Source organism: Streptomyces sp. NRRL F-4489 (assembly GCF_001509485.1).
Classification (GTDB): domain Bacteria; phylum Actinomycetota; class Actinomycetes; order Streptomycetales; family Streptomycetaceae; genus Streptomyces.
Window position 1 is genome coordinate 17,111 of sequence record NZ_LLZI01000231.1, and the last position, 19,800, is coordinate 36,910.

At 76.0% G+C, this 19,800-nt stretch carries 19 protein-coding genes; 16 read left to right on the top strand and 3 right to left on the bottom strand.

Annotated elements, in window-relative coordinates; translation table 11 throughout:
• Window positions 1–17: 17 nt before the first annotated feature.
• The 13 genes from ADL22_RS19680 (at window position 18) to ADL22_RS19740 (ending at window position 15,680) form a co-directional block, all read left to right on the top strand.
• Window positions 18–2,450: an ATP-grasp domain-containing protein gene (locus tag ADL22_RS19680; protein ID WP_066981103.1), complete on the top strand. Its 2,433-nt coding sequence runs from the start codon at window positions 18–20 to the stop codon at window positions 2,448–2,450.
• 59 nt (window positions 2,451–2,509) lie between these two features.
• The gene (locus ADL22_RS19685) at window positions 2,510–4,189 is read left to right on the top strand and encodes a carbamoyltransferase C-terminal domain-containing protein (protein WP_066981106.1); all 1,680 of its coding nucleotides are present in this window, start codon (window positions 2,510–2,512) and stop codon (window positions 4,187–4,189) included.
• Window positions 4,186–5,520, top strand: coding sequence for a KamA family radical SAM protein (locus ADL22_RS19690; protein ID WP_066981108.1), 1,335 nt, complete (start codon window positions 4,186–4,188; stop codon window positions 5,518–5,520). Before ADL22_RS19685 ends, ADL22_RS19690 begins: the two co-directional genes overlap by 4 nt.
• Entirely contained in the window at window positions 5,517–6,770 is a 1,254-nt protein-coding gene (locus tag ADL22_RS19695) for a pyridoxal phosphate-dependent aminotransferase (protein WP_066981110.1), read from the top strand. Before ADL22_RS19690 ends, ADL22_RS19695 begins: the two co-directional genes overlap by 4 nt.
• A 43-nt stretch (window positions 6,771–6,813) precedes the next feature.
• Complete coding sequence (locus ADL22_RS19700; protein WP_066981113.1) at window positions 6,814–7,530, top strand: maleylpyruvate isomerase family mycothiol-dependent enzyme; 717 nt, start codon at window positions 6,814–6,816, stop codon at window positions 7,528–7,530.
• Window positions 7,531–7,547: 17 nt separating this feature from the next.
• Window positions 7,548–8,681 (top strand): hypothetical protein, encoded by a 1,134-nt coding sequence (locus ADL22_RS35430; RefSeq protein WP_066981115.1) that lies wholly within the window; start codon window positions 7,548–7,550, stop codon window positions 8,679–8,681.
• A 52-nt stretch (window positions 8,682–8,733) separates the two neighbouring features.
• Window positions 8,734–8,988 (top strand): acyl carrier protein, encoded by a 255-nt coding sequence (locus ADL22_RS19710; protein WP_066981118.1) that lies wholly within the window; start codon window positions 8,734–8,736, stop codon window positions 8,986–8,988.
• Entirely contained in the window at window positions 8,985–10,145 is a 1,161-nt protein-coding gene (locus ADL22_RS19715; protein WP_066981120.1) for an acyl-CoA dehydrogenase family protein, read from the top strand. The genes ADL22_RS19710 and ADL22_RS19715 overlap by 4 nt, the downstream gene beginning before the upstream one ends.
• Before the next feature lie 79 nt (window positions 10,146–10,224).
• Window positions 10,225–11,346: an acyl-CoA dehydrogenase family protein gene (locus tag ADL22_RS19720; RefSeq protein WP_199836338.1), complete on the top strand. Its 1,122-nt coding sequence runs from the start codon at window positions 10,225–10,227 to the stop codon at window positions 11,344–11,346.
• Window positions 11,343–11,981, top strand: coding sequence for a 4'-phosphopantetheinyl transferase family protein (locus ADL22_RS19725; RefSeq protein ID WP_199836339.1), 639 nt, complete (start codon window positions 11,343–11,345; stop codon window positions 11,979–11,981). Before ADL22_RS19720 ends, ADL22_RS19725 begins: the two co-directional genes overlap by 4 nt.
• Window positions 11,982–12,097: 116 nt before the next feature.
• Window positions 12,098–13,663 (top strand): AMP-binding protein, encoded by a 1,566-nt coding sequence (locus ADL22_RS19730; RefSeq protein ID WP_066981123.1) that lies wholly within the window; start codon window positions 12,098–12,100, stop codon window positions 13,661–13,663.
• A gap of 88 nt (window positions 13,664–13,751) precedes the next feature.
• Complete coding sequence (locus ADL22_RS19735; RefSeq protein WP_066981126.1) at window positions 13,752–15,212, top strand: SDR family NAD(P)-dependent oxidoreductase; 1,461 nt, start codon at window positions 13,752–13,754, stop codon at window positions 15,210–15,212.
• A 93-nt stretch (window positions 15,213–15,305) separates the two neighbouring features.
• Window positions 15,306–15,680, top strand: a complete 375-nt coding sequence (locus ADL22_RS19740) for an MmcQ/YjbR family DNA-binding protein (protein ID WP_066981273.1) — start codon at window positions 15,306–15,308, stop codon at window positions 15,678–15,680.
• Here the strand turns inward: ADL22_RS19740 and ADL22_RS19745 are convergent.
• Window positions 15,667–16,725, bottom strand: coding sequence for a zinc-binding alcohol dehydrogenase family protein (locus tag ADL22_RS19745; protein ID WP_079064275.1), 1,059 nt, complete (start codon window positions 16,723–16,725; stop codon window positions 15,667–15,669). The genes ADL22_RS19740 and ADL22_RS19745 overlap by 14 nt on opposite strands.
• A gap of 148 nt (window positions 16,726–16,873) precedes the next feature.
• On the opposite strand from ADL22_RS19745, the gene ADL22_RS19750 reads away from it, so the two are divergent.
• Window positions 16,874–17,140 (top strand): GlsB/YeaQ/YmgE family stress response membrane protein, encoded by a 267-nt coding sequence (locus ADL22_RS19750; protein ID WP_066981128.1) that lies wholly within the window; start codon window positions 16,874–16,876, stop codon window positions 17,138–17,140.
• 103 nt (window positions 17,141–17,243) lie between these two features.
• Window positions 17,244–17,819 (top strand): TerD family protein, encoded by a 576-nt coding sequence (locus tag ADL22_RS19755; RefSeq protein WP_066981276.1) that lies wholly within the window; start codon window positions 17,244–17,246, stop codon window positions 17,817–17,819.
• Between the two features lie 111 nt (window positions 17,820–17,930).
• Here ADL22_RS19755 and ADL22_RS19760 read toward each other — a convergent pair whose 3' ends face one another.
• Window positions 17,931–18,863, bottom strand: a complete 933-nt coding sequence (locus tag ADL22_RS19760) for a hypothetical protein (protein ID WP_066981131.1) — start codon at window positions 18,861–18,863, stop codon at window positions 17,931–17,933.
• 158 nt (window positions 18,864–19,021) lie between these two features.
• On the opposite strand from ADL22_RS19760, the gene ADL22_RS19765 reads away from it, so the two are divergent.
• Window positions 19,022–19,369 carry a hypothetical protein gene (locus tag ADL22_RS19765; RefSeq protein ID WP_420711576.1) on the top strand — a complete coding sequence of 116 codons (348 nt, stop codon included), beginning with the start codon at window positions 19,022–19,024 and terminating at the stop codon, window positions 19,367–19,369.
• A gap of 37 nt (window positions 19,370–19,406) precedes the next feature.
• On the opposite strand, the gene tatA is transcribed toward ADL22_RS19765, so the two are convergent.
• A complete protein-coding gene (gene tatA, locus ADL22_RS19770; protein WP_066981138.1) occupies window positions 19,407–19,772 on the bottom strand; it encodes a Sec-independent protein translocase subunit TatA in 366 nt (121 codons plus the stop codon).
• Window positions 19,773–19,800 lie beyond the last annotated feature (28 nt).

Consider the following 19,800-nt stretch of genomic DNA (forward strand, 5'->3'; position numbering starts at 1 on the left):
GCCCCAGGAGCCCCCCGGTGCCCGAACACGTCCTCGTCCTCCACCGCTGGACCGACCGCTACGCCGACTACGCCGCCTACCTCGACCACACCGCCCACCGCGTCAGCTACGTCACCACCGAGGCCGCCGCCCGCCACCTGCCCGTCCAACAGGCCGCCGGGATACGGATCGTGGAGAGCACCGAGGACGCCAAGGCGGTCCGCGAGGCGATCGACGAGCTGGCCGACCGGGCCGGGCCGGTCACCCGGATCGTCGCCCTCCAGGAGACCGACCTCGACCTGGCCGCCGACCTCCGCGAAACCTTCGGCCTGCCCGGCCAGCGCGGCGCCGACCTCGCCCCGCTCCGCGACAAACTCCTGATGGCCCGCCGGCTCGCGGACGCCGGCATCCCCGTCCCGCCCACCGAGGACGCCCCCGGACCGGCCGCGGTCACCTCCTTCGCGGCCCGGCACGGCTGGCCGGTCCTGGTCAAACCGCGCCGCGGCACCGCCAGCGCCGGCATCACCCGCCTGGACTCCCCGGCCGACCTCGCCCGCTACACCTTCCCCGCCGACCGCGCGATGCTCGTCCAGCCCTGGCTGCCGCACGCCATCGCGCACGTGGACGGCGTGTTCACCGGCGACCGCCTCGGCCCCTGGCGCGCCTCCCGCTATCTGACGACCTGCCTGGAGTTCACCGCCGGCACCGCCCTGGCCTCCGTCGAGTCCGACGACCCCCAACTCCTCGCCGCCGCCGAGGAGATCACCACCGCCACCGCCCGCGCCCTGTTCACCGGCCCCGCCGTCTTCCACCTGGAACTCTTCGTCGGCGACGACGGCACGCTGACCGTCCTGGAGATCGGCGCCCGCCCCGGCGGCGCCGAAGTCCCCTTCGTCTGGCGGGAGGTGCACGGTATCGACCTGATGGCGGTGGCCTGCGCCCACCAGGCCGGCACCGAACCGCCCGCCCTTCCCGCCGGCCCGCCCGCGGAGACCGCCGGCTGGCTGCTGGTCCCGCCGTCCGTCCCGATGCCCTGCCGCGTCCGCACCCCGCCCGCCGTCCCCGCCGACGGCGGCCCGTACGCGCGGGCCGTGCCCGAGGCCGGGGCGCTGCTCACCGGCGGCGGCTACGAGCACGCCGGCGCCCGCTTCCGCTTCCGCGGCGGCGGCACCGCCGAGGTCACCGCCGCCGTCCACCGCACCCTGCGGACCGCCGTCCTGGACTGCGAGCCCGTCGACCCCGCCGCCCCGGCCCGGCTCGTCGTCATCGGCTGCGGCAACCCGCCCTACCGCGAGTACGCCCTGGACACCCTCGCCGCGCACGGCGAGACCGCCCTCGTCCAGCCCGCCGAACCCGGCTGGCAGCGCCGGTACGTCGCCGACCGCTTCCGCACCGCCGACACCACCGACCCGGCGGCCACCACCCGGGCCGCCGCCGCCCTGCTCGCCGGCCACCCCGGCCCCGGCGCCGTCCTCACCTGGGACGAGGCGCTGCTTACGACCACCGCCGAGACCGCCCGGCGGCTGAACCTGCCGCACATGAGCCCCGAGGCGGTCCGCCGCTGCCGCGACAAGCTCACCACCCGCCGGCTGCTGGAGCGCGCCGGTGTGCCCTCCGCCCGCTTCCGCCACGTCCACGGCGCGGACGGGGCCCGCGCCGCCGCCGCGGAACTGGGCGCGCCCGCCGTGGTCAAACCCCGCGCCCTGGCCGGCAGCATCGGCGTCACCCTCGCCCACGACCCCGACGAGGCCGCCCGCGCGTACGAACAGGCCGTCGCCGCCGCGTTCCCCGGACTCGGCGCCCTCGACGGCGCGCTGGTGGAGGAATACCTCGACGGGCCGGAGATCAGCGTGGACTGCGCGGTCACCGGCGGCCGGACCACCGTCGTCAACGTCGCCCGCAAACGCCTCGGCTTCGCCCCGTACTTCGAGGAGACCGGCCACCTGGTCGCCCCCTGGCGCCACGAACCCTGGGCCGACGAGGTGCGCGCGGTGGTCGCCGACGCCCACACCGCGCTCGGCATCCGCACCGGCCTGACCCACACCGAACTCCGCCTCACCGCCGGCGGCCCCCGCGTCGTGGAGGTCAACGGCCGCCTCGGCGGCGACTTCATCCCGCTGCTCGGCGCCCTCGCCACCGGCCTCGACCCGGTCCTGGCCGCCGCCGAGATCGCCCTCGGACGCACCCCGGACCTCACCGCGACCCGCGACCGCTGCGCCGAGGTCCGCTTCCTCTACCCCGACCGCGACGGCACCGTCCGCCACCTGGACCTGACCGCCGCCGCCGAGGTGCCCGGCATCGAACGGGCCGTCCCGCTCGCCGCCCCCGGCACCCGCCTGCTGCTCCCGCCGCGCGGCATCGTCCCCCGCCTGGCCGCCCTCCTGGCCACCGGCGACACCCCCGGCGACTGCGCCACCGCCCTGGACCGCGCCCAGGCCGCCGTCCGCCACACCCTCGCCCCCCTCCCGTAACGGCCCGGCCCGCCACCGCCCACCGCCCACCGCCCACGAAGAGAGAGACGCGTCACGTCATGTGGATCCTTGGTGTCAACGCCCCGCCCACCGGCTGGCACGACAGCGCCGCCTGCCTCATCGACCAGGACGGCCGGATCGTCGCCTTCTCCGAGGAGGAGCGCCTCAACCGCCGCCGCCACTCCCTCTACCGCAAGCCCATGAGCGCCGCCCGCTTCGTCCTCGCGCAGGCGGGCCTGACCCCCGCCGACATCGACGTGGTCGCCCTCGGCTGGGACAGCGAGCAGCTCTACCCGCGCCGCTTCGCCTCCGACGCCGACTTCCTCGCCTACGCCGTGGGCCTGGACTTCGGCCCCCGCACCCCCGAGGTGGTCCGCGTCCCGCACCACCAGGCGCACGCCGCCTCGTCGTTCTACGCCTCACCGTTCCGCAAGGCCGGCGTCCTGGTCATCGACGGCCACGGCGAGAACGAGTCCTCCACCGTCTGGACCTACGAGGACGGCGCCGAACCCCGCCTGGAGCGCAGCTGGCAGCGCACCGCCTCGCTCGGCTACGCCTACGACGCCGCCTCCACCTGGCTCGGCTTCTCGTTCCTCAACGCCGGCAAGACCATGGGCCTGGCCGCCTACGGCCGCGCCGCCGGCCTGGCCACCGAATCCCTGGTGGACCTCACCGCCGACGACTTCCGGATGGCCGTCGCCCCGCTCACCGAACACCACGGCACCGCCACCGCCGACGAGATCAAGGAGCAGTACGACACCGTCGTCGGCCGCTGGCGCGCGCGGTACACCGAGATCGCCGGCGCCGACGGCCCCACCGCGCCCGAGGACGCCCTCGCCGACGACCCCAAGGCCGTCCTCGTCGCCTACACCGCCCAGCGCGTCGTCGAGGAGACCGTCACCCACCTCGCCGCCCTGACCCGCAAGGCGGCCGGTGTCGAGGAGCTGTGCCTCAGCGGCGGCGTCGCCCTCAACTGCAGCACCAACGGCACCCTCCCCGGCCCGCTCTACGTCCCGCCCGTCCCGCACGACGCCGGCGTCGCGCTCGGCGCCGCCTGGACCGTCCGCCCGCCCCGCCACCACACCACCCCGCTCAGCCCCTACCAGGGCACCGACATCCACGGCCCCGACCACACCGGCCGCCCGCCCGCCCCGGACACCACCGGACTGCTCCGCACCGACCTCGACACCGACACCCTCACCACCCTCCTGATGGACGGCCGCATCGGCGCGGTCGCCCAGGGCCGGGCCGAGGTCGGCCCGCGCGCCCTGTGCCGCCGCTCGATCATCGCCGTCCCCGACACCGCCGAGGTCAACACCCGCGTCAACCGCGTCAAGAACCGCGAGCAGTGGCGCCCCTTCGCCGGCGTCACCCGCCGCGACTACGGCGCCCGCCTCTGGGAGCAGCAGGAGCACCTGAGCCGCTACATGCTCGGCGCCGCCCGCGCCACCGACCTCGGCCGCGAGGTCGCCCCCGGCGTCGTCCACATCGACGGCACCACCCGCCCCCAGGTCCTGCACGGCGACGAGGCGCCCGCGGTCGGCGCGGTCCTCGACACCCTCGCACGGCGCGGCGCCCCGCCGGTCCTGCTCAACACCTCCTTCAACGACAAGGGCGAACCCATCGTCAACACCGCCGCCGACGCGGTGGCCGCGTTCCGCGCCATGGACCTGGACTTCCTCGTCCTCGGCGACGACCTCTACCGCAAGCCCGGCCGGACCGGAGGTGACCGGCGATGACCGCCGGGCAGCCGGCACCGGACCGCTTCCGCGCGTACGGACCCCGCCACCTCGACGAGATCGCCGCCCGCCACGGGCTGCCCGACGACATCCGGGAGACCGTCCGCCGGATCTCCCTCGTCCTGCCGTTCCGCGTCAACTCCTATGTGCTGGACGAGCTGATCGACTGGGACGACGTGCCCGGCGACCCGATGTTCCAGCTCACCTTCCCGCAGCGCGGCATGCTCCCCGCCGACGACGAGGAACGGCTCGCCAAACTCTCCGCCGACCCCGCCGACCGGCCGCTGCTGCGCGAGGCCGTCCAGGAGATCCGGGCCCGCCTCAACCCGCACCCCTCCGGGCAGCAGGAGCTCAACGTGCCCACCCTGGACGGCGCGCGGGTCCCCGGCCTCCAGCACAAGTACCGCGAGACCGTGCTGTACTTCCCCGGCCAGGGCCAGACCTGCCACGCCTACTGCACCTACTGCTTCCGCTGGGCGCAGTTCATCGGTGACGCCGACCTGCGGTTCGCCGCCCCCGACCCCGGCGGCCTGCTCGGCTACCTGCGCGCGCACCCCGAGGTCCACGACGTCCTGGTCACCGGCGGCGACCCGATGGTGATGTCCACCGAGCGGCTGCGCGGCCACCTGGAACCGCTGCTGGACGTGGCGACGGTCCGCACGATCCGGATCGGCACCAAATCCGTCGCCTACTGGCCGCAGCGCTACACCACCGACCCGGACGCCGACGATGTGCTGCGCCTCTTCGAACAGGTGGTGGCCTCCGGGCGGCAGCTCGCGGTGATGGCCCACTTCAGCCACCCCCGCGAACTCGAAAGCGACCTGGCCCGGCGGGCGCTGGCCCGGATCCGCGCCACCGGCGCCGTGGTCTACTGCCAGGCCCCGCTGATCGCCCGCGTCAACGACGACGCCGCCACCTGGAACGCGCTGTGGCGGGCCGAACTCGCCGCCGGCGCCGTCCCGTACTACCTCTTCGTCGAACGGGACACCGGCCCCTACGACTACTTCAAGGTGCCGCTCGCCCGCGCCGCGGAGATCTTCGCCGACGCCTACCGCACCCTGCCCGGACTCGCCCGCACCGTCCGCGGCCCGGTGATGTCCGCGACCCCCGGCAAGGTCGTGGTGGACGGTGTGGAGGAGACCCCCGAGGGGTCGTTCTTCCGGCTGCGGATGCTCCAGGCCCGGCAGCCGTCGCTGGTCGGCCGGCCGTTCCGGGCCCGCTACTCCGCCACCGCCGCCTGGCTCGACGACCTGGAGCTGGACCCCGCCACGCCCGCCGACCTCGCCGCGGCGGTCCGCGCCGGCACCGCCCCCGAAGGGACCCCGCGATGACCCCCGCACCCTCCCCGAACCTGGCCCTCAACCAGCTCGTCGACGAACGCCGGGCGCGCGGCGAGTCCCTGGTCCACCTGGCGTTCGGCGAGGCCCGGCTGCCGCTGCTGCCGCAGCTCGCCGCCCGGCTCGCGGCCGGCGCGGCCCGCACCGCCTACGGGCCGGTGGCCGGCGGCCCGGCCGTCCGCGAGGCGGTGGCCGGCTACTTCACCCGCCGCCGGCTCCCCACCACCGCCGACCGGGTGGTGGTCGCGCCCGGCAGCAAACCACTCCTGATGGCCCTTCAGCTCGCCGTCCCCGGCGACGTCGTGCTGCCCGCCCCCGCCTGGAACACCTACGCCCCGCAGGCCCGCTACGCCGGCAAACGCGTCATCGGCGTACCGGTCCCGCCCGAGTGCGGCGGCGTCCCCGACCCCGCCGCGCTGCGCACCGCCCTGCGCACCGCCCGCGCCGCCGGCGCCGACCCCCGGCTGCTGATCCTCACCCTCCCCGACAACCCCACCGGCACCCTCGCCCCGCCCGCCCTGGTGCGCGAACTGGCCGCGCTGGCACGGGAGGAGGACCTGCTGATCGCCGCCGACGAGATCTACCGCGACCTCGTCCACGACCCCGACCGCACCCCCTTCCTCAGCCCCGCCGAGGCGGCCCCCGAACGCACCGTCGTCACCAGCGGCCTGTCCAAGACCCTGGGCCTGGGCGGCTGGCGGATCGGCGTCGCACGCTTCCCCGAGGGCGATACGGGGGAGCGGCTGCGGGACGGCGTGCTGGCCGCCGCCAGCGAACTGTGGTCCACCCTCGCCGGACCGATGCAGGCCGTCGCCGAGTACGCGTACGCCGAACCGCCCGAGATCACCGGCCGGATCCGGGCCGCCGCCCGGCTGCACGGCGCGGTCGCCCGGGCCGTCCACCGGATCGCGGTGGACGCGGGCGCCGCCTGCCGCCCGCCCACCGCCGGCTTCTACGTCTACCCGGACTTCGGCCCGCTGCGCGACCGGCTCGCGGCCCGCGGCATCACCGGCTCCGCGTCCCTGGCCACCGCCCTGCTCGAGGAGTCCGGGCTGGTCGTCCTGGCCGGCCACCTGCTCGGCGACGATCCGCACGCCCTCCGCTTCAAGGCCGCCACCAGCCTCCTCTACGGCGACGAGGAGCAGCAGGCCGCGGCGCTGACCGCCGAGGACCCCACCCGGCTGCCGCACCTCGCCGGCGAACTCGACCGGATCGCCGAGGGATTCGCCCGGCTCACCGCCTGACCCGGCCGCCCGGCCCGTGCACCACCGAAAGGAACCGCGCACCATGAAGGAAATACCCCCCACCCCGGAATCGTTCCGGGAGATCGCCGCCGCCACCGACCGGCTGCTGACCGCCCTGGCCGGCCTCACCGACGCGGACGCCGCCGCCCCCTCCGCGCTGCCCGGCTGGACCCGCGGCCACGTCCTCAGCCACCTCGCCCGCCAGGCCCCCGCGCTGGGCAACCTCCTGACCTGGGCGCGTACCGGCGTGGAGACCCCGCAGTACCCGGACCGGGCCACCCGCGACGCCGAGATCGAGGCCGGCGCGCACCGCCCCGCCGCCGAACTCGTCGCCGGCGTCCGGGAGACCGCGGCCCGCTTCCAGGAGGCCGTCGAGACCCTGCCGGACGCCGCCTGGCAGGCCACCGTCCGCCCGTTCACCGGCGAACTGTGCACCCCCAAGCGGATATTGGTCATCCGGCTGCGCGAACTCGAACTCCACCGCGTGGACCTGGCCCTCGGCCACCGCGTCGCCGACATCCCCGCCACCGCCCGCGACATCATCCTCGACGACGTCCTCGGCTACTACGCCGCGGCGGCCGACGTCCCCGCCTTCACCCTCCGCGACGACACGGGCGCCGAACTCGCCCGCCACGGCACCGGCGGCCCGGTCGTCACCGGCACCCGCGCCGCCGCCCTGGCCTGGCTCTCCGGCCGCTCCGACGGCACCGGCCTGAGCGCGGCCACCGGACCGCTGCCCACCCTGCCGCGCTGGCTCTGACGCGGGAAGAAACGGATATGACGCACCTGGACCTCTCCTCCGTCCGCACCGGCCTGCTGGACTGCATCCAGGCCAACCTCGCGGTCCTCGCCGACCACCACCACGGGCCCGGCGCCCACCTGCGCCTCGGCGCGCCCCTCGGCCTGCGCTTCCGGCCGCGCCCCGAGGACGGCCTGCCCACCGTCGACCCGCCGCTCACCGAGCAACTGGCCACCCTCCCGGCCCTGGTGGGGCTGCGGGTCGTCCGGCACACCCGCCTCGCCCCCGGGGAACTGCGCGCCGAACTCTCCGGCGGCGGTCTCCGCTACGTCGTCGCGGACGCCTACCACCTGCCCTGGCTGCCCTACCACGGCCGGGCCCACATGCCGCACAGCTTCCTGCTCGCCGCCGGCCCGGACGGCTGGCAGATCACCGACGCCTACCGCAACGAGACCGAATGGGGACCGGCCACCCCCGGCCACTGGGTGCTGCCCGAGGAGGACCTCCCCGGCATCGGCACCGCCGAGGTCACCGACCTCGCCCCGGACTCCCTGCCGCCGCTCGCCGACCTGCCGCCCGCCCCCGACCTGGACCCGGCCGCCGCCGAGACCTACCTCGCCGCCTACGCCGCCTGCCCCGACCGCGCCGCCGCGATCCGCCAACTCACCGTCGAGACCTGGCTGCTGGCCCGCGCCCGCAAACTCCACGCCACCTACCGCGCGCTCTACACCGGCCGCGCCGACGGCCCCGAGCCCGGCCCCGAGGCCGACCACCTGCGCGCCTGGGACAAGGTCGTGGAGCAGACCTATCTCGCCCACCGCCGGGTCGCCCGCGGCCGCGCCGAACCGCCCGGTGTCCTGGACCGCCTGCGCGCCGTCCTCGCCGCCGACCGCACCGTCTTCGGCGCCGTCCCCGACCCGGCCGCGCCGCCCGCCGCGGACGACACCGCGCTGCGCCGCACGATCGCCGAGGTGGCCGCCGGCGTCCTCGGCGTACCCGCAGACGGGCTGCTGGCCGGGGCGCCGTTCGACTCCTTCCCGTCGTTCAGCTCCTTCCGGCTCGTCGAGATCATCGAACGCCTGGAGAGCGCCCTCGACCGCGAACTGGACGCCGACGAACTCATCCCGGAGAACCTCCGCCGGGTCGACGACCTCTGCCGCATCGCCCGCTGAGCCCGGGCCAGACGCCCAAACCACTCCCGTACGCACCCGGAAGAGGCCCACCATGGACCCCCGCTTCACCGACCTGCTCCGCCCGTTCCTCAAGCACGCCGGGCCCGGCGAACCCGCGATCACCCCCGACACCGACCTGCGCCGCCTCGGTGTCGACTCCATGCAGGCCATCGAGCTGCTCTTCACCATCGAGGACACCTTCGGCATCTCCCTCCCGGACGAGGAGCTGAACGACACCACCTTCGCCACCGCCGGCAGCCTCTGGCGGGTGATCGCCGCCCAGCTCCCCGGCGAGGTGACCGCATGACCGTCCCCGACCTCACCGGCCGGCTGGCCGAGGCCGCCGAGGCCGCCCGGACGCACGCGGACCACACCGACCGGGCCGCGCGGTTCCCGGTGGCGGCGCTGGACGCGCTGCGCCGCACCGGCCTGCTCGGCCTGCTCGTCCCCGCCGCGGACGGCGGACTCGGCGGCACCGTACGGGACGTGGTGACCGCCGCGGAGACGCTGGGCCGCGCCGATATGTCCGTCGGCATGATCTTCGCCATGCACTGCCAGCAGGCCGAGGCGCTGGTCCGGCACGCCGGCGAGCGGCTGCGCAAGGACCTGCTGCCCCGGCTCGCGGCCGGCGAGCTGTACCTCGCCTCGGTCACCACCGAGGCCGGCAAGGGCGGCCACCTGCTCACCGCCGAGGCCCAACTCGCCTACGAAGAGGGTGAGTTGCTGATCGAGCGCTTCGCTCCCATCGTCACCGGCGGGGCGCACGCGGACGGCTTCCTGATCACCATGCGCGGCCCCGGCCCGGACGCCACCGCCGGCGAGGTGTCCCTGGTCTACGCCCACCGCGACCAGCTCACCCTCACCCCCTCCGGCGACTGGCAGCCGATGGGCATGCGGGCCAGCCACAGCGTCGCCCTGCGCCTGTCCGGCCGCGTCCCCGGCCACCAGATCGTCGGCGAACCGGGCGGATTCCACCGGATCGCGTCCGAGGTCTTCGGGCCGCTCGCGCACCTGGGCTGGTCCGCGGCCTGGCTCGGCACCGCGGCCGGCGCGCTCTCCCGCGTCCTGCGGCTGCTGCGCAGCCCGGCCGGCCGCGAACGCTTCGACCTCGGCTCGGAACTCCTGCTCAGCCGCCTCTCCCGGTCCCGGCAGCGGCTGGACACCGTGCACGCCCTGCTCCAGCAGACCCTGCGCACCGTGGAGTCCGGCGCCGACCTGTCCGTCCCGGCCCGCCAACTCCAGCTCAACGCGCTGAAGATCACCGCCGCCGAGGAGTGCCACGCCGCGGTGGACGACCTGATCACCGCGCTCGGCCTGCGCCACGGCTACCTCCAGGACTCGCCCACCGGCCTGGAACGCGCCCTGCGGGACCTGCGCTCGGCGGCCCTGAACTACAGCAACGACCGGCTGCACCTCGCCGACGGGCGGCTGGCGCTGCGCGACCAGGGGGTCAGCTTTGCCTGATACGCCGCAGCCGGCCGCCCGGGCGGCCGCTGTCCCGTCGTCGGCTGTTCCGTCGTCCGCTGTCGGATCGTCCGCCGCCGTGCCGCCTGACGCGCCCCCGTCCGGCGCGTACGCCGTGCTCGACGCGCTGCCGGCCACCGCGTCCGGTGCCGAGGTGTGGGCCGCGCTCGGCGGCGCCGGACTGCTGGCCCGCGCCTACCGCGACGGCGCGCCCGGCGCGGGCGCCGACCCGGACGGCCTCGCCGACCTGCTCAGCGCCGTGGACGCCCGCTTCGGCCTGGCCGCCACCCTCTCCGTCAGCGTCCAACTGGCCACCGCCCTGCCGATCCTGGCCGCCGGCCGCCACCCGGCCGCCCGCCGCGCCCTGGCGGAGGCCCTGGCCGGCCGGGCCACCGTCGCGCTCGCCGCCACCGACGACACCCCCGGCACCGACCTCACCGCGCTGCGTACCGAGGTCCGCACCGGCGACGGCGGACCGACCCTGACCGGCACCAAGAAGTGGATCGCCAACGCCACCACCGCCACCCACCACCTCGTCCTCGCCCGGCACCGGCCCGGCCGCCACTTCACCCACTTCACCTGGGTCCTGGTGCCCGCCGGCACGCCCGGCGCCACCGTCCGCCCCGCCGACACCGCGCTCTACGCCGCGGCCGGCACCGGCCACCTCACCCTCGACGCGGTCCGGCTCGGCGACGACCACCTGGTGGGCCGCACCGGCTTCGGACTGCCGCTGTTCGCCCGCCATATCGCCACCGAACGCCTGGCCGGCGCCCAGTGGGGCACCGCACTGTGCCGCCGCGTACTGGCCGCCACCCACCGCCACCTGGCGGACCGGCCGCACGGCGACGGCACGGTCTGGGACCTGCCCGCCGTCCGGCAGCGGTTCGCCGAGTGCCTGGTCCGGGTGCAGGAGCTCAAGGCCCTGACCGACGGCTGCGCGGAGGCGGTGGCGCGCCGGTACGACGCGACGGCCGCCGCCACCCTCAAGGCCGCCGCCGGCGCCACCGTCAACCACGTCCTGGACACCTGCGGCCAGCTCTGGGGCGCCGAGGGCTTCCGCACCGGCGGCATCCAGGAACTCCGCGCCCAGGCCGCGCTGTTCGCCATCGGCGGCGGCGCCGCGGAGGTCGTCCTGGGCACCGTCGCGGACGCCGCCGAGTCCGTCCTGGACGCCCTGGCCAGGCCGGGCACCCTCCCGTGATCCGGCCGCTCCAGGTCGCCGACCGGGTGTGGGTGGCCACGACGACCGGTACCGGCGGCCCGTCCGGGCCCGCCCCGGTGAGCCGGCACCGCGACGATCTGCGCCGGGCCGCCGCGCTGCCCGAGTGGCGGGCCCGGGAGTTCCTCGCCGGGCGCGGACTGCTGCGGGCACTCCTCGCCGCCGTCCGCCCGGACCTCGCCGGCGCCGAGATCGTCCCCGGCCCGCGCGGCAAGCCCGCCCTGCGCGGCCACCCCGACGTCGGCGTCAGCGTCTCGCACACCGAGGGCGGGGCGGCCGCCGGCGTCGCGGTCGGCCGCGCCCTCGGCGTCGACCTCCAGCACCCCGCCGACCGGCCGAACCCCGCGCTGGTCCGCCGGCTGCTGCCCGGCCACGCCCACCTGCTCGCCGCGCTGCCCCCGGAACGGGCGGCCGCCGAGGTCGCCTGGGTGTGGACCGCCCAGGAAGCCTGTGTCAAGGCCAGCGGCGCCGGACTGGCCGGCCGCCCCTGGACCATCGACGTCCCGCCCGGCGCCCGCACCGGCCACTGGTCCGGCTACCGCTGGACCACCCTCCGCGACCACTCCACCACCCCGCTGAGCTGCGCTTATACCGACGATCCCGACGATCCCGACTGAACGCCGACCGGTGACGCCGACCGCGACCGCACGCCGCCGCACACGGCGCACAGCTCACGCCCGCGGGCCACCCCCGCCCGCCCCCGTACCACCTCACGGAAAGCCGGACCGCCCGCATGACCACGCCCGCCGCCGCACCCCGCACCCTCCACGACTGGTTCGCCGCCTCCGCCGCCCGGCACGGCGACCGCCCCGCCCTGGAGGTCGCCGGCACCGCCCTGAGCTACGCCGCGCTCGCCGGCCGCGCCGACGCGCTCGCCGCCCATCTGCTGCACCGCCTCGGCACCGGCACACCCCCGCGCCGGATCGGCCTGCTGGCCGCCCGCAGTGCCGTCGCCTACGCCGGATACCTCGCCGTCCAGCGCCTGGGCGCCGCCGTCGTCCCGCTCGGCCCCGGCTTCCCGCCCGGCCGCAACGCCGCCGTCGCCCGCGCCGCCGGCCTGGACGCGGTCCTCGCCGACGCCACCGCCGCCCCGGGCCCCCTCGGTGTCCCCGTCGTGGCGCTCACCGACGACGACCTCGCCGCGCTGCCCGCCGCCGCCCCGGACGCCGACCCCGCCGGCCCCGACGACCTCGCCTACCTCCTCTTCACCTCCGGCTCCACCGGCGTCCCCAAGGGCGTCCCCATCCGCCACCGCAACATCGGCGCCTACCTCGGCCACGTCGTCCCGCGCACCGCCGCGGGTCCCGGCGACCGCTTCTCGCAGACCTTCGACCTCACCTTCGACCCCTCGGTGCACGACATGTTCACCGCCTGGGGGAGCGGCGCCACCCTCGTCGTCCCCACCCGTGGCGAACTCCTCGCCCCCGTCCGCTTCGCCACCCGCCGCGCGCTGACCCACTGGAACTCCGTCCCGTCCCTGATCTCCCTCGCCCAGCGGCTGCGCGCCCTCAAGCCCGGCAGCATGCCCACCCTGCGCCACAGCATGTTCTGCGGCGAACCGCTCACCCTCCAGCAGGCCGCCGCCTGGCACCGCGCCGCCCCGGACAGCACCCTGGAGAACGCCTACGGCCCGACCGAGCTGACCGTCACCTGCACCGCCTACCGCCTGCCCGCCGACCCCGCCGCCTGGCCCGCGCCCGCCAACGGCACCGTCCCCATCGGCCCCCTCCACCCGGGCCTCCAGCTCCGCCTGCACGGCGGCGAACTGTGCGTGCGCGGCGACCAGCGCTTCCCCGGCTACCTCGACCCGGCCGACAACACCGGCCGCTTCCTCGCCCCCGACGGCACCGACCCCGACCCGGCCGCCCCGCTCACCGACGCCCAGTGGTACCGCACCGGCGACCGGGTCGCCCCCCTGCCCGGCGCCCCCGGCGACCAGCCCCCACTCGTCCACCTCGGCCGCGACGACCAGCAGATCCAGGTGCACGGCTACCGCGTGGAACTCGGCGAGGTCGAGGCCGCGCTGCGCGCCCTGCCCGGCGTCCTCGACGCCGCCGTGCTGCCCGTCCCCACCCCCGGAGGCACCGAGCTGACCGCCGCCTACACCGGCGACGGCCCGGCCCCCGCCCCCGACGCGCTGCGCACCGCCCTGCGCGACCGCCTCCCCGCCTACATGGTCCCGGCCACCCTCACCGCCCTGGATTCCCTGCCGCTCAACCGCAACGGCAAGCTCGACCGGGCCGCGCTCGCCGCCGCCCTCTCCGTCACCGGTTTGGCGCAGCCGCCCGCCGCTACGTAAAGTTCCGCCGAAGCTCGAACAGGCCGTGAACAGCTCACGCGGCCGGCCTGGAGAGACCGAACGATCCAGGAAAGCGGCAGCGGCGACGATGACGGTGACCGAAGACAGCCGGGCCGGTGGCGCCGGAATCGACGCGGAGCGGATGGCGGTCTGCCTGAGCGTCCTGGAAGAACTGGACGCGCTGCCGCTGGACCACCCCGACGCGGTCGCCATACGGCGGGCCACCGCCGGGGTCTTCCGGGAGGTCAAGCGGCGCCGCCGGCAGGAGCGCCGGGCCGCCAAGACCGCCCACGACAAGGCCGTCACCGAGGCCACCGCCACCGGCGCCGCCGACCGGATCGACGACGAGACCATGGGCCGCGCCCTGGCCAGCTCGGTCACCACCGACATCGCCGGCTTCCTGGAACGCCCTCGGAGCTGCTACGTCTGCAAGGACCGCTACGTCGAGGTCGACGCGTTCTACCACCAGCTGTGCCCCTCCTGCGCGGCCGAGAACCGCGCCCGCCGGGACGCCCGCACCGATCTGACCGGCCGCCGCGCGCTGCTCACCGGCGGCCGCGCCAAGATCGGCATGTACATCGCGCTGCGGCTGCTGCGGGACGGCGCCCACACCACCATCACCACCCGCTTCCCGCACGACGCCATCCGGCGCTTCACGGCGATGCCGGACAGCGCGGAGTGGCTGCACCGGCTGAAGATCGTCGGCATCGATCTGCGCGACCCGTCGCAGGTGCTCGCGCTCGCCGACACGGTCCGTGCCGAGGGCCCGCTGGACATCCTGATCAACAACGCCGCGCAGACCGTGCGCCGCTCGCCCGAGGCGTACCGCAAGCTGGTGGAGGCCGAGTCCGCGCCGCTGCCCGCCGGCGAACTGCCCGCCTCCGTGATCCTCGGCCACTTCGGCAGCGGCGCCCCCGCGCTCCCCGCCGCGCCGTCCGGTGACCTGCCCGGCCTGACCGCCCAGGACCTCACCGCCCTCGCGCTGACCAGCGGCTCCGCCTCGCCGGCCCGGATCGAGGCGGGCACCGCGATCGACGCCGGCGGCCTGGTGCCCGATCTGCACGCCACCAACAGCTGGATCCACAAGGTGGACGAGGTCGACCCGGTGGAGCTGCTGGAGGTCCAGCTCTGCAATATGACCGCGCCGTTCCTGCTGGTCAGCAAGTTGCGCCCGGCGCTCGCGGCGTCCCCGGCCCGCCGCAAGTACGTGGTGAACGTCTCCGCGATGGAGGGCCAGTTCAGCCGCGGCTACAAGGGACCCGGCCACCCGCACACCAACATGGCCAAGGCCGCGCTCAACATGCTCACCCGCACCAGCGCCCGGGAGATGCTGGAGACCGACGGCATCCTGATGACCGCCGTCGACACCGGCTGGATCACCGACGAGCGGCCGCACCCGGCCAAGATGCGCCTCGCCGACGAGGGCTTCCACGCCCCGCTCGACCTGGTCGACGGCGCCGCCCGGGTCTACGACCCGATCGTCCGCGGCGAACAGGGCGAGGACCTGCACGGCTGCTTCCTCAAGGACTACGCCCCCTCGCCCTGGTGAGCCGAGGACACCGGCGGCGGGCCGCGGGCATCGGGCGCGCAAGCCGGTGCCCGGTCCCTCCCGCCGGTGATCATCGCCGCGTACCCTGGTGACGTGACCACGACCGCCTCCGGCTCCGGGCCGGCCGCCGACTCCGCCGACGTCCGCCGGATCGCCCTCGAGCTCCCGCAGACCGTGGAGAAGGAAGCCTGGGGCATGCCCACCTTCCGGGTGGCCGGGAAGATGTTCCTCACCGTGCCGGACGACGAGACCTCGGTCGCGGTGCGCTGCCCCATCCACGAGCGCGCGGAGCTGATCGCGGCCGAGCCGGAGAAGTTCTGGGTCCCGCCCCACGAGGCCGGTTCGCACTGGGTACGGGTCCGCCTGGCCGCCCTCGACGACGTCAACGAACTCCGCGACATCCTGGTCGACTCCTGGAAGCAGGCGGCCCCCGCCGATCTGGTCGCGGCCTACCTCACGACGGGCTGAACTCCCGCGCGAAGTCCGCGTCGGGCAGCAGCACGGCGGCCCCCCGCACCCGGTCGCCCGCCAGGTCGGCGAGCGCCTGCGGCGCCCGGCTGAGCGGATAGGGGCTGACCGTGACCCGGATCCCGATCCGCGCGGCGATCCGCAGGAACTCCCGCCCGTCCTCCCGGGTGTTGGCCGTCACACTGCGCAGATTCCGTTCCTGGAAGAGGTGTTCGCGGTAGACCAGCGGCGGGATGCCGGTCAGATGGATCCCGGCCACGGCCAGCGTCCCGGACCGGTCCAGTGCGGCCAGCGCCACCGGCACCAGATCGCCGGACGGCGCGAAGAGGATCGCCGAGTCCAGCGGCTCCGGCGGCCGGTCGCCGACGTCCCGGGCGCTCACCGCGCCCAGTTCCAGAGCCAGTTCGCGGGCGCGCGCCGAGCGGGTCAGGACGTGCACCCGCGCGCCCTCGGCCACCGCGACCTGCGCCGCCAGATGCGCCGAGCCGCCGAAGCCGTAGAGGCCCAGCCGGCCGCACGGCGGCAGCGCGCTCCGGCGCAGCGCCCGGTAGCCGATGATCCCGGCGCACAGCAGCGGAGCCAGCGCGGCGGCGCGCTCGGACTCCGGGAGCGGATAGGCGTAGTCGGCCGGGAGCAGCGCCAGATCCGCGAAGCCGCCGTCGGCGTCCCAGCCGGTGTACCGCGAGGCGGGACAGAGGTTCTCCGCGCCGGCCCGGCAGTACCGGCACGCGCCGCAGGTGGCGCGCAGCCACGCCCCGCCCACCCGGTCGCCGGCCGCGAACCGCGTCACCTCCGGCCCCACGGCCGCCACCCGCGCGACGATCTCGTGTCCCGGGACGGTTCCCGGCCGGTGCGGCGGAAGATCACCCTCAGCGAGATGCAGATCCGTACGACACACACCGCAAGCCTCCACCCTCACCAGCAACTCGCCGGGCCCCGGCTCCGGAACGGGCCGGCGCACCGCCGCCAGCGGGCCGGCGGCCATCGGCCCCGGCCGTTCGACGGCCCACCCGGACAGCGTCTCCGGATGCGCGGCGGACGCCATACCCCCAGCGTCCCGCCCGCCCGCCACCCCGGCAAACGCGGTGCCGGCCTGGCCTGATCGCGCCCGGTCCGCACCGGCCAACTTCTACAGTGATGTAGATTCCCGGTCGTACCGCGACGACGACGCGACGACGAGGAGAGGATGTCCCGTGGGCATCATCAGCTGGATCGTGCTCGGGCTCCTGGCCGGGGCGATAGCCAAGTTCCTGCTTCCCGGGCGGGACCCGGGCGGACTGGTGGGCACCACGCTCATCGGTATCGCCGGGTCGTTCATCGGCGGCTGGCTCTCGGCGAAGTTCCTGCACCGGCCGATCGCCCACAACTTCTTCGATGTCGCCACCTGGATCGCGGCCATCGCCGGCGCCCTGGTCCTGCTCATCCTCTACCGGCTGCTGTTCGGCAACTCCCGGGACTGACCGGGCGGCCCGGCCGGGGCCGCTTCCGGGGATTCTTCGCCGGGGCCGGAACTGCCGGGCCGGCCCGTCCGTTTCCAGGGAAGACCGACATATGGGGAATCAGATGACCGTGAATTTGAGCAAGGGCCAGCGGGTCAGCCTGAGCAAGGCGGACGGCGGCGCGCTGACCGTCGTCCGGATGGGGCTGGGCTGGCGGGCCGCGCGCCGCAAGGGCTTCCTGGCCCGGCTCACCGCCCGCGAGATCGACCTCGACGCCTCGGCGGTGCTGTGCGCCGCCGGCCGGCCCGTGGAGGTGGTCTTCTTCCAGCACCTGGTCAGCGACGACGGCTCGGTGCGGCACACCGGCGACAATCTCGTCGGCGGCCAGGGAGGCGACGACGAGTCAATTCTGGTCGACCTCCAGCGCGTTCCGGAGAAGATCGACCAGATCGTCTTCACCGTCAATTCCTTCACCGGCCAGACCTTCCAGGAGGTGGAGGACGCCTTCTGCCGCCTGGTCGACGAGACCACCGGCCAGGAGCTGGCGCGCTACACCCTCTCCGGCGGCGGCCCGCACACCGCCCAGATCATGGCCAAGGTCTTCCGGGGCGACGGCGGCTGGCAGATGGCCGCCCTCGGCGAGCCCGCCCAGGGGCGCACGTTCCAGGACTTGATGCCGGCGATCGCGGCGCATCTGTGACGCGGGACCGGGGCGGGTCCGTGACGCGGAGGCGCCCCGGCCGCCCCGGTTAGGGCGCCGGGCCGGGGCGCCCAGGGCCCGGTTGGCTGAGGGGCGCCCCGACCGCGCGGGTCAGGGCGCCCCGGGCGCGGTCGGCCCCGAGAAGCCGGGCCGCCCGAAGCCGGGGCTGCCGAAGTCCGGACTGCTGAAGTCCGGTGTGCCGAAGTCCGGTCTGCTGACGTCAGCGCCGCCGGAGTCCGTCCGGCCCTGAGCGGGGCCGTCGGCGTCCCGGGATGCGGCGTCCGCCTTTGCCGTACCAGCCGTACCAGTCGTTCCAGCCGTACCGGCCGCCCCGGCCGAGGCGGATCCGGGAAGCGCGGGCCGGGGAAGCGCGGCCCGGGGATACGCGGGCCGCGCGCCGAGGTCCCCGCCGCCGTCCCTCTCGTCCGTCGCGCCCTCCAGCCGGCCCAGCAGGAACGGCATGATTCCCCGCTCCAGCAGGGCCAGTTGCCAGACCGCGAGCGCGCGGGCGACCGCCGGGGAGGCGTCGGCGGGCGCCCCGGCCCCGGCTGCCGCGCGGTTGCGGGACGCCGCCACCAGCAGCCACCCCAGACCGGTCAGCGTCGCCACCCCGGCCACCACGGCGGACGTCCAGCCGGCCGTGACCAGCTCGCCGGCGAGCCGGGAGGCGCCGGCCACCGCCCGCAGCCCGAAGCCGATCAGCAGGAACACCACCGCGGCGGTGGCGGCCAGGGCCGGCACCAGTACGCCGAGCGCCGGCAGCACCCCGCCGCTGCGGGACGCCGTCCCCGGGTCCGGCGGCGGCACCGCGGACGGGCCCTCGGCCGCGGCGGCCCGCAGCCGGACGACCTCGCGGTACTCGGCGGACGCCGCGGCGGCCAGCGCGTCGCGCGCCGCCAGCGCCGCGCCGCGCAGCTGCCCGGCGTCCGGCGAACCGGCCGCGCGCCGCAGCGCCGCCCGGATCTCCGGGGATCTCAGGGCCTGGTCCAGGGCGTGCTCGAACGCGGGCGCGTCCGGTGCCTCTAAACGGTCGTTGTGCTGCACGTGACTTCCCCGATGGGTCGAGAGCGGAGGGTGCCCGGCGGTCCGGCCCGGCGGCCGGCCGCGCCCCGGGGGACGCGGTGCCGGTACGGCCGCCGTCCGGACAACGCGGTGGTGCTCCTTGATGGTTCCCTGATTGCGCAATCCCTAAAGTGTGGCTCATGGACGACACGGACGCGAGGGGGATCGCGGTGCGGAACGACGTATGTGCCGGGACGGCGGGGGAGGGGACCGAGAGGGGCGGGGCCAGGGCGGACACGTCCGAGACCGGGCCCGAAGTGCACGGGCCGACGGGCGAGCGGCTGGAGGCGGCCGTGCTCTCCGGCGGGCCCGCGGACGGGGTGCGGCTGCGGCTGGCCGGCCGGCCCGGCGTGCTCCAGGTGAGCCGCCCCTGCCCGGCGGAGAACGCCCCGGACGGCATGCGGATCGCGGCGCTCTACCTCTACCGCCGCGATCTGAAGGTGAAGACCGAGCCGCTGCGGTACGGCTTCGACGGGGCGAGCCCGTGAGGGCGCTCCCCGGGCGGGCGGACCGCCGCGGACCGGCTCAGTGGGCGGCGTTCGGGCCGGCCTCCCGGTCCGCGCGGGCGGCGGGCTGTTCGGGGGCCGCGCCGCCGGGTACGGTCCCGGTGGGCGCCGCGCCGGGCGCGGTGTGGAGCGTGCGCGGGGCCTCGGCGGGCCCCTGCGGGCCGGACGGCTCCTGCGGGCCGGCCGGTGCGGCCGGGCCGGCCGCGTAGGTGGTGGTGGGCGGCGTACCGTCGTCGCCCTTCATCGCCTTGGCCTCGCTCTTGAGGATCCGCAGCGACTTGCCCAGCGCCCGGGCGGTGTCGGGCAGCTTCTTCGAGCCGAAGAGGAGAATCACCACGAGCGCCACGATCAGCAGATGCCAGGGTTCCAGTCCGTTGCGCAGCATCGCTGCCACCCTTCTCTCGTTGTCACCA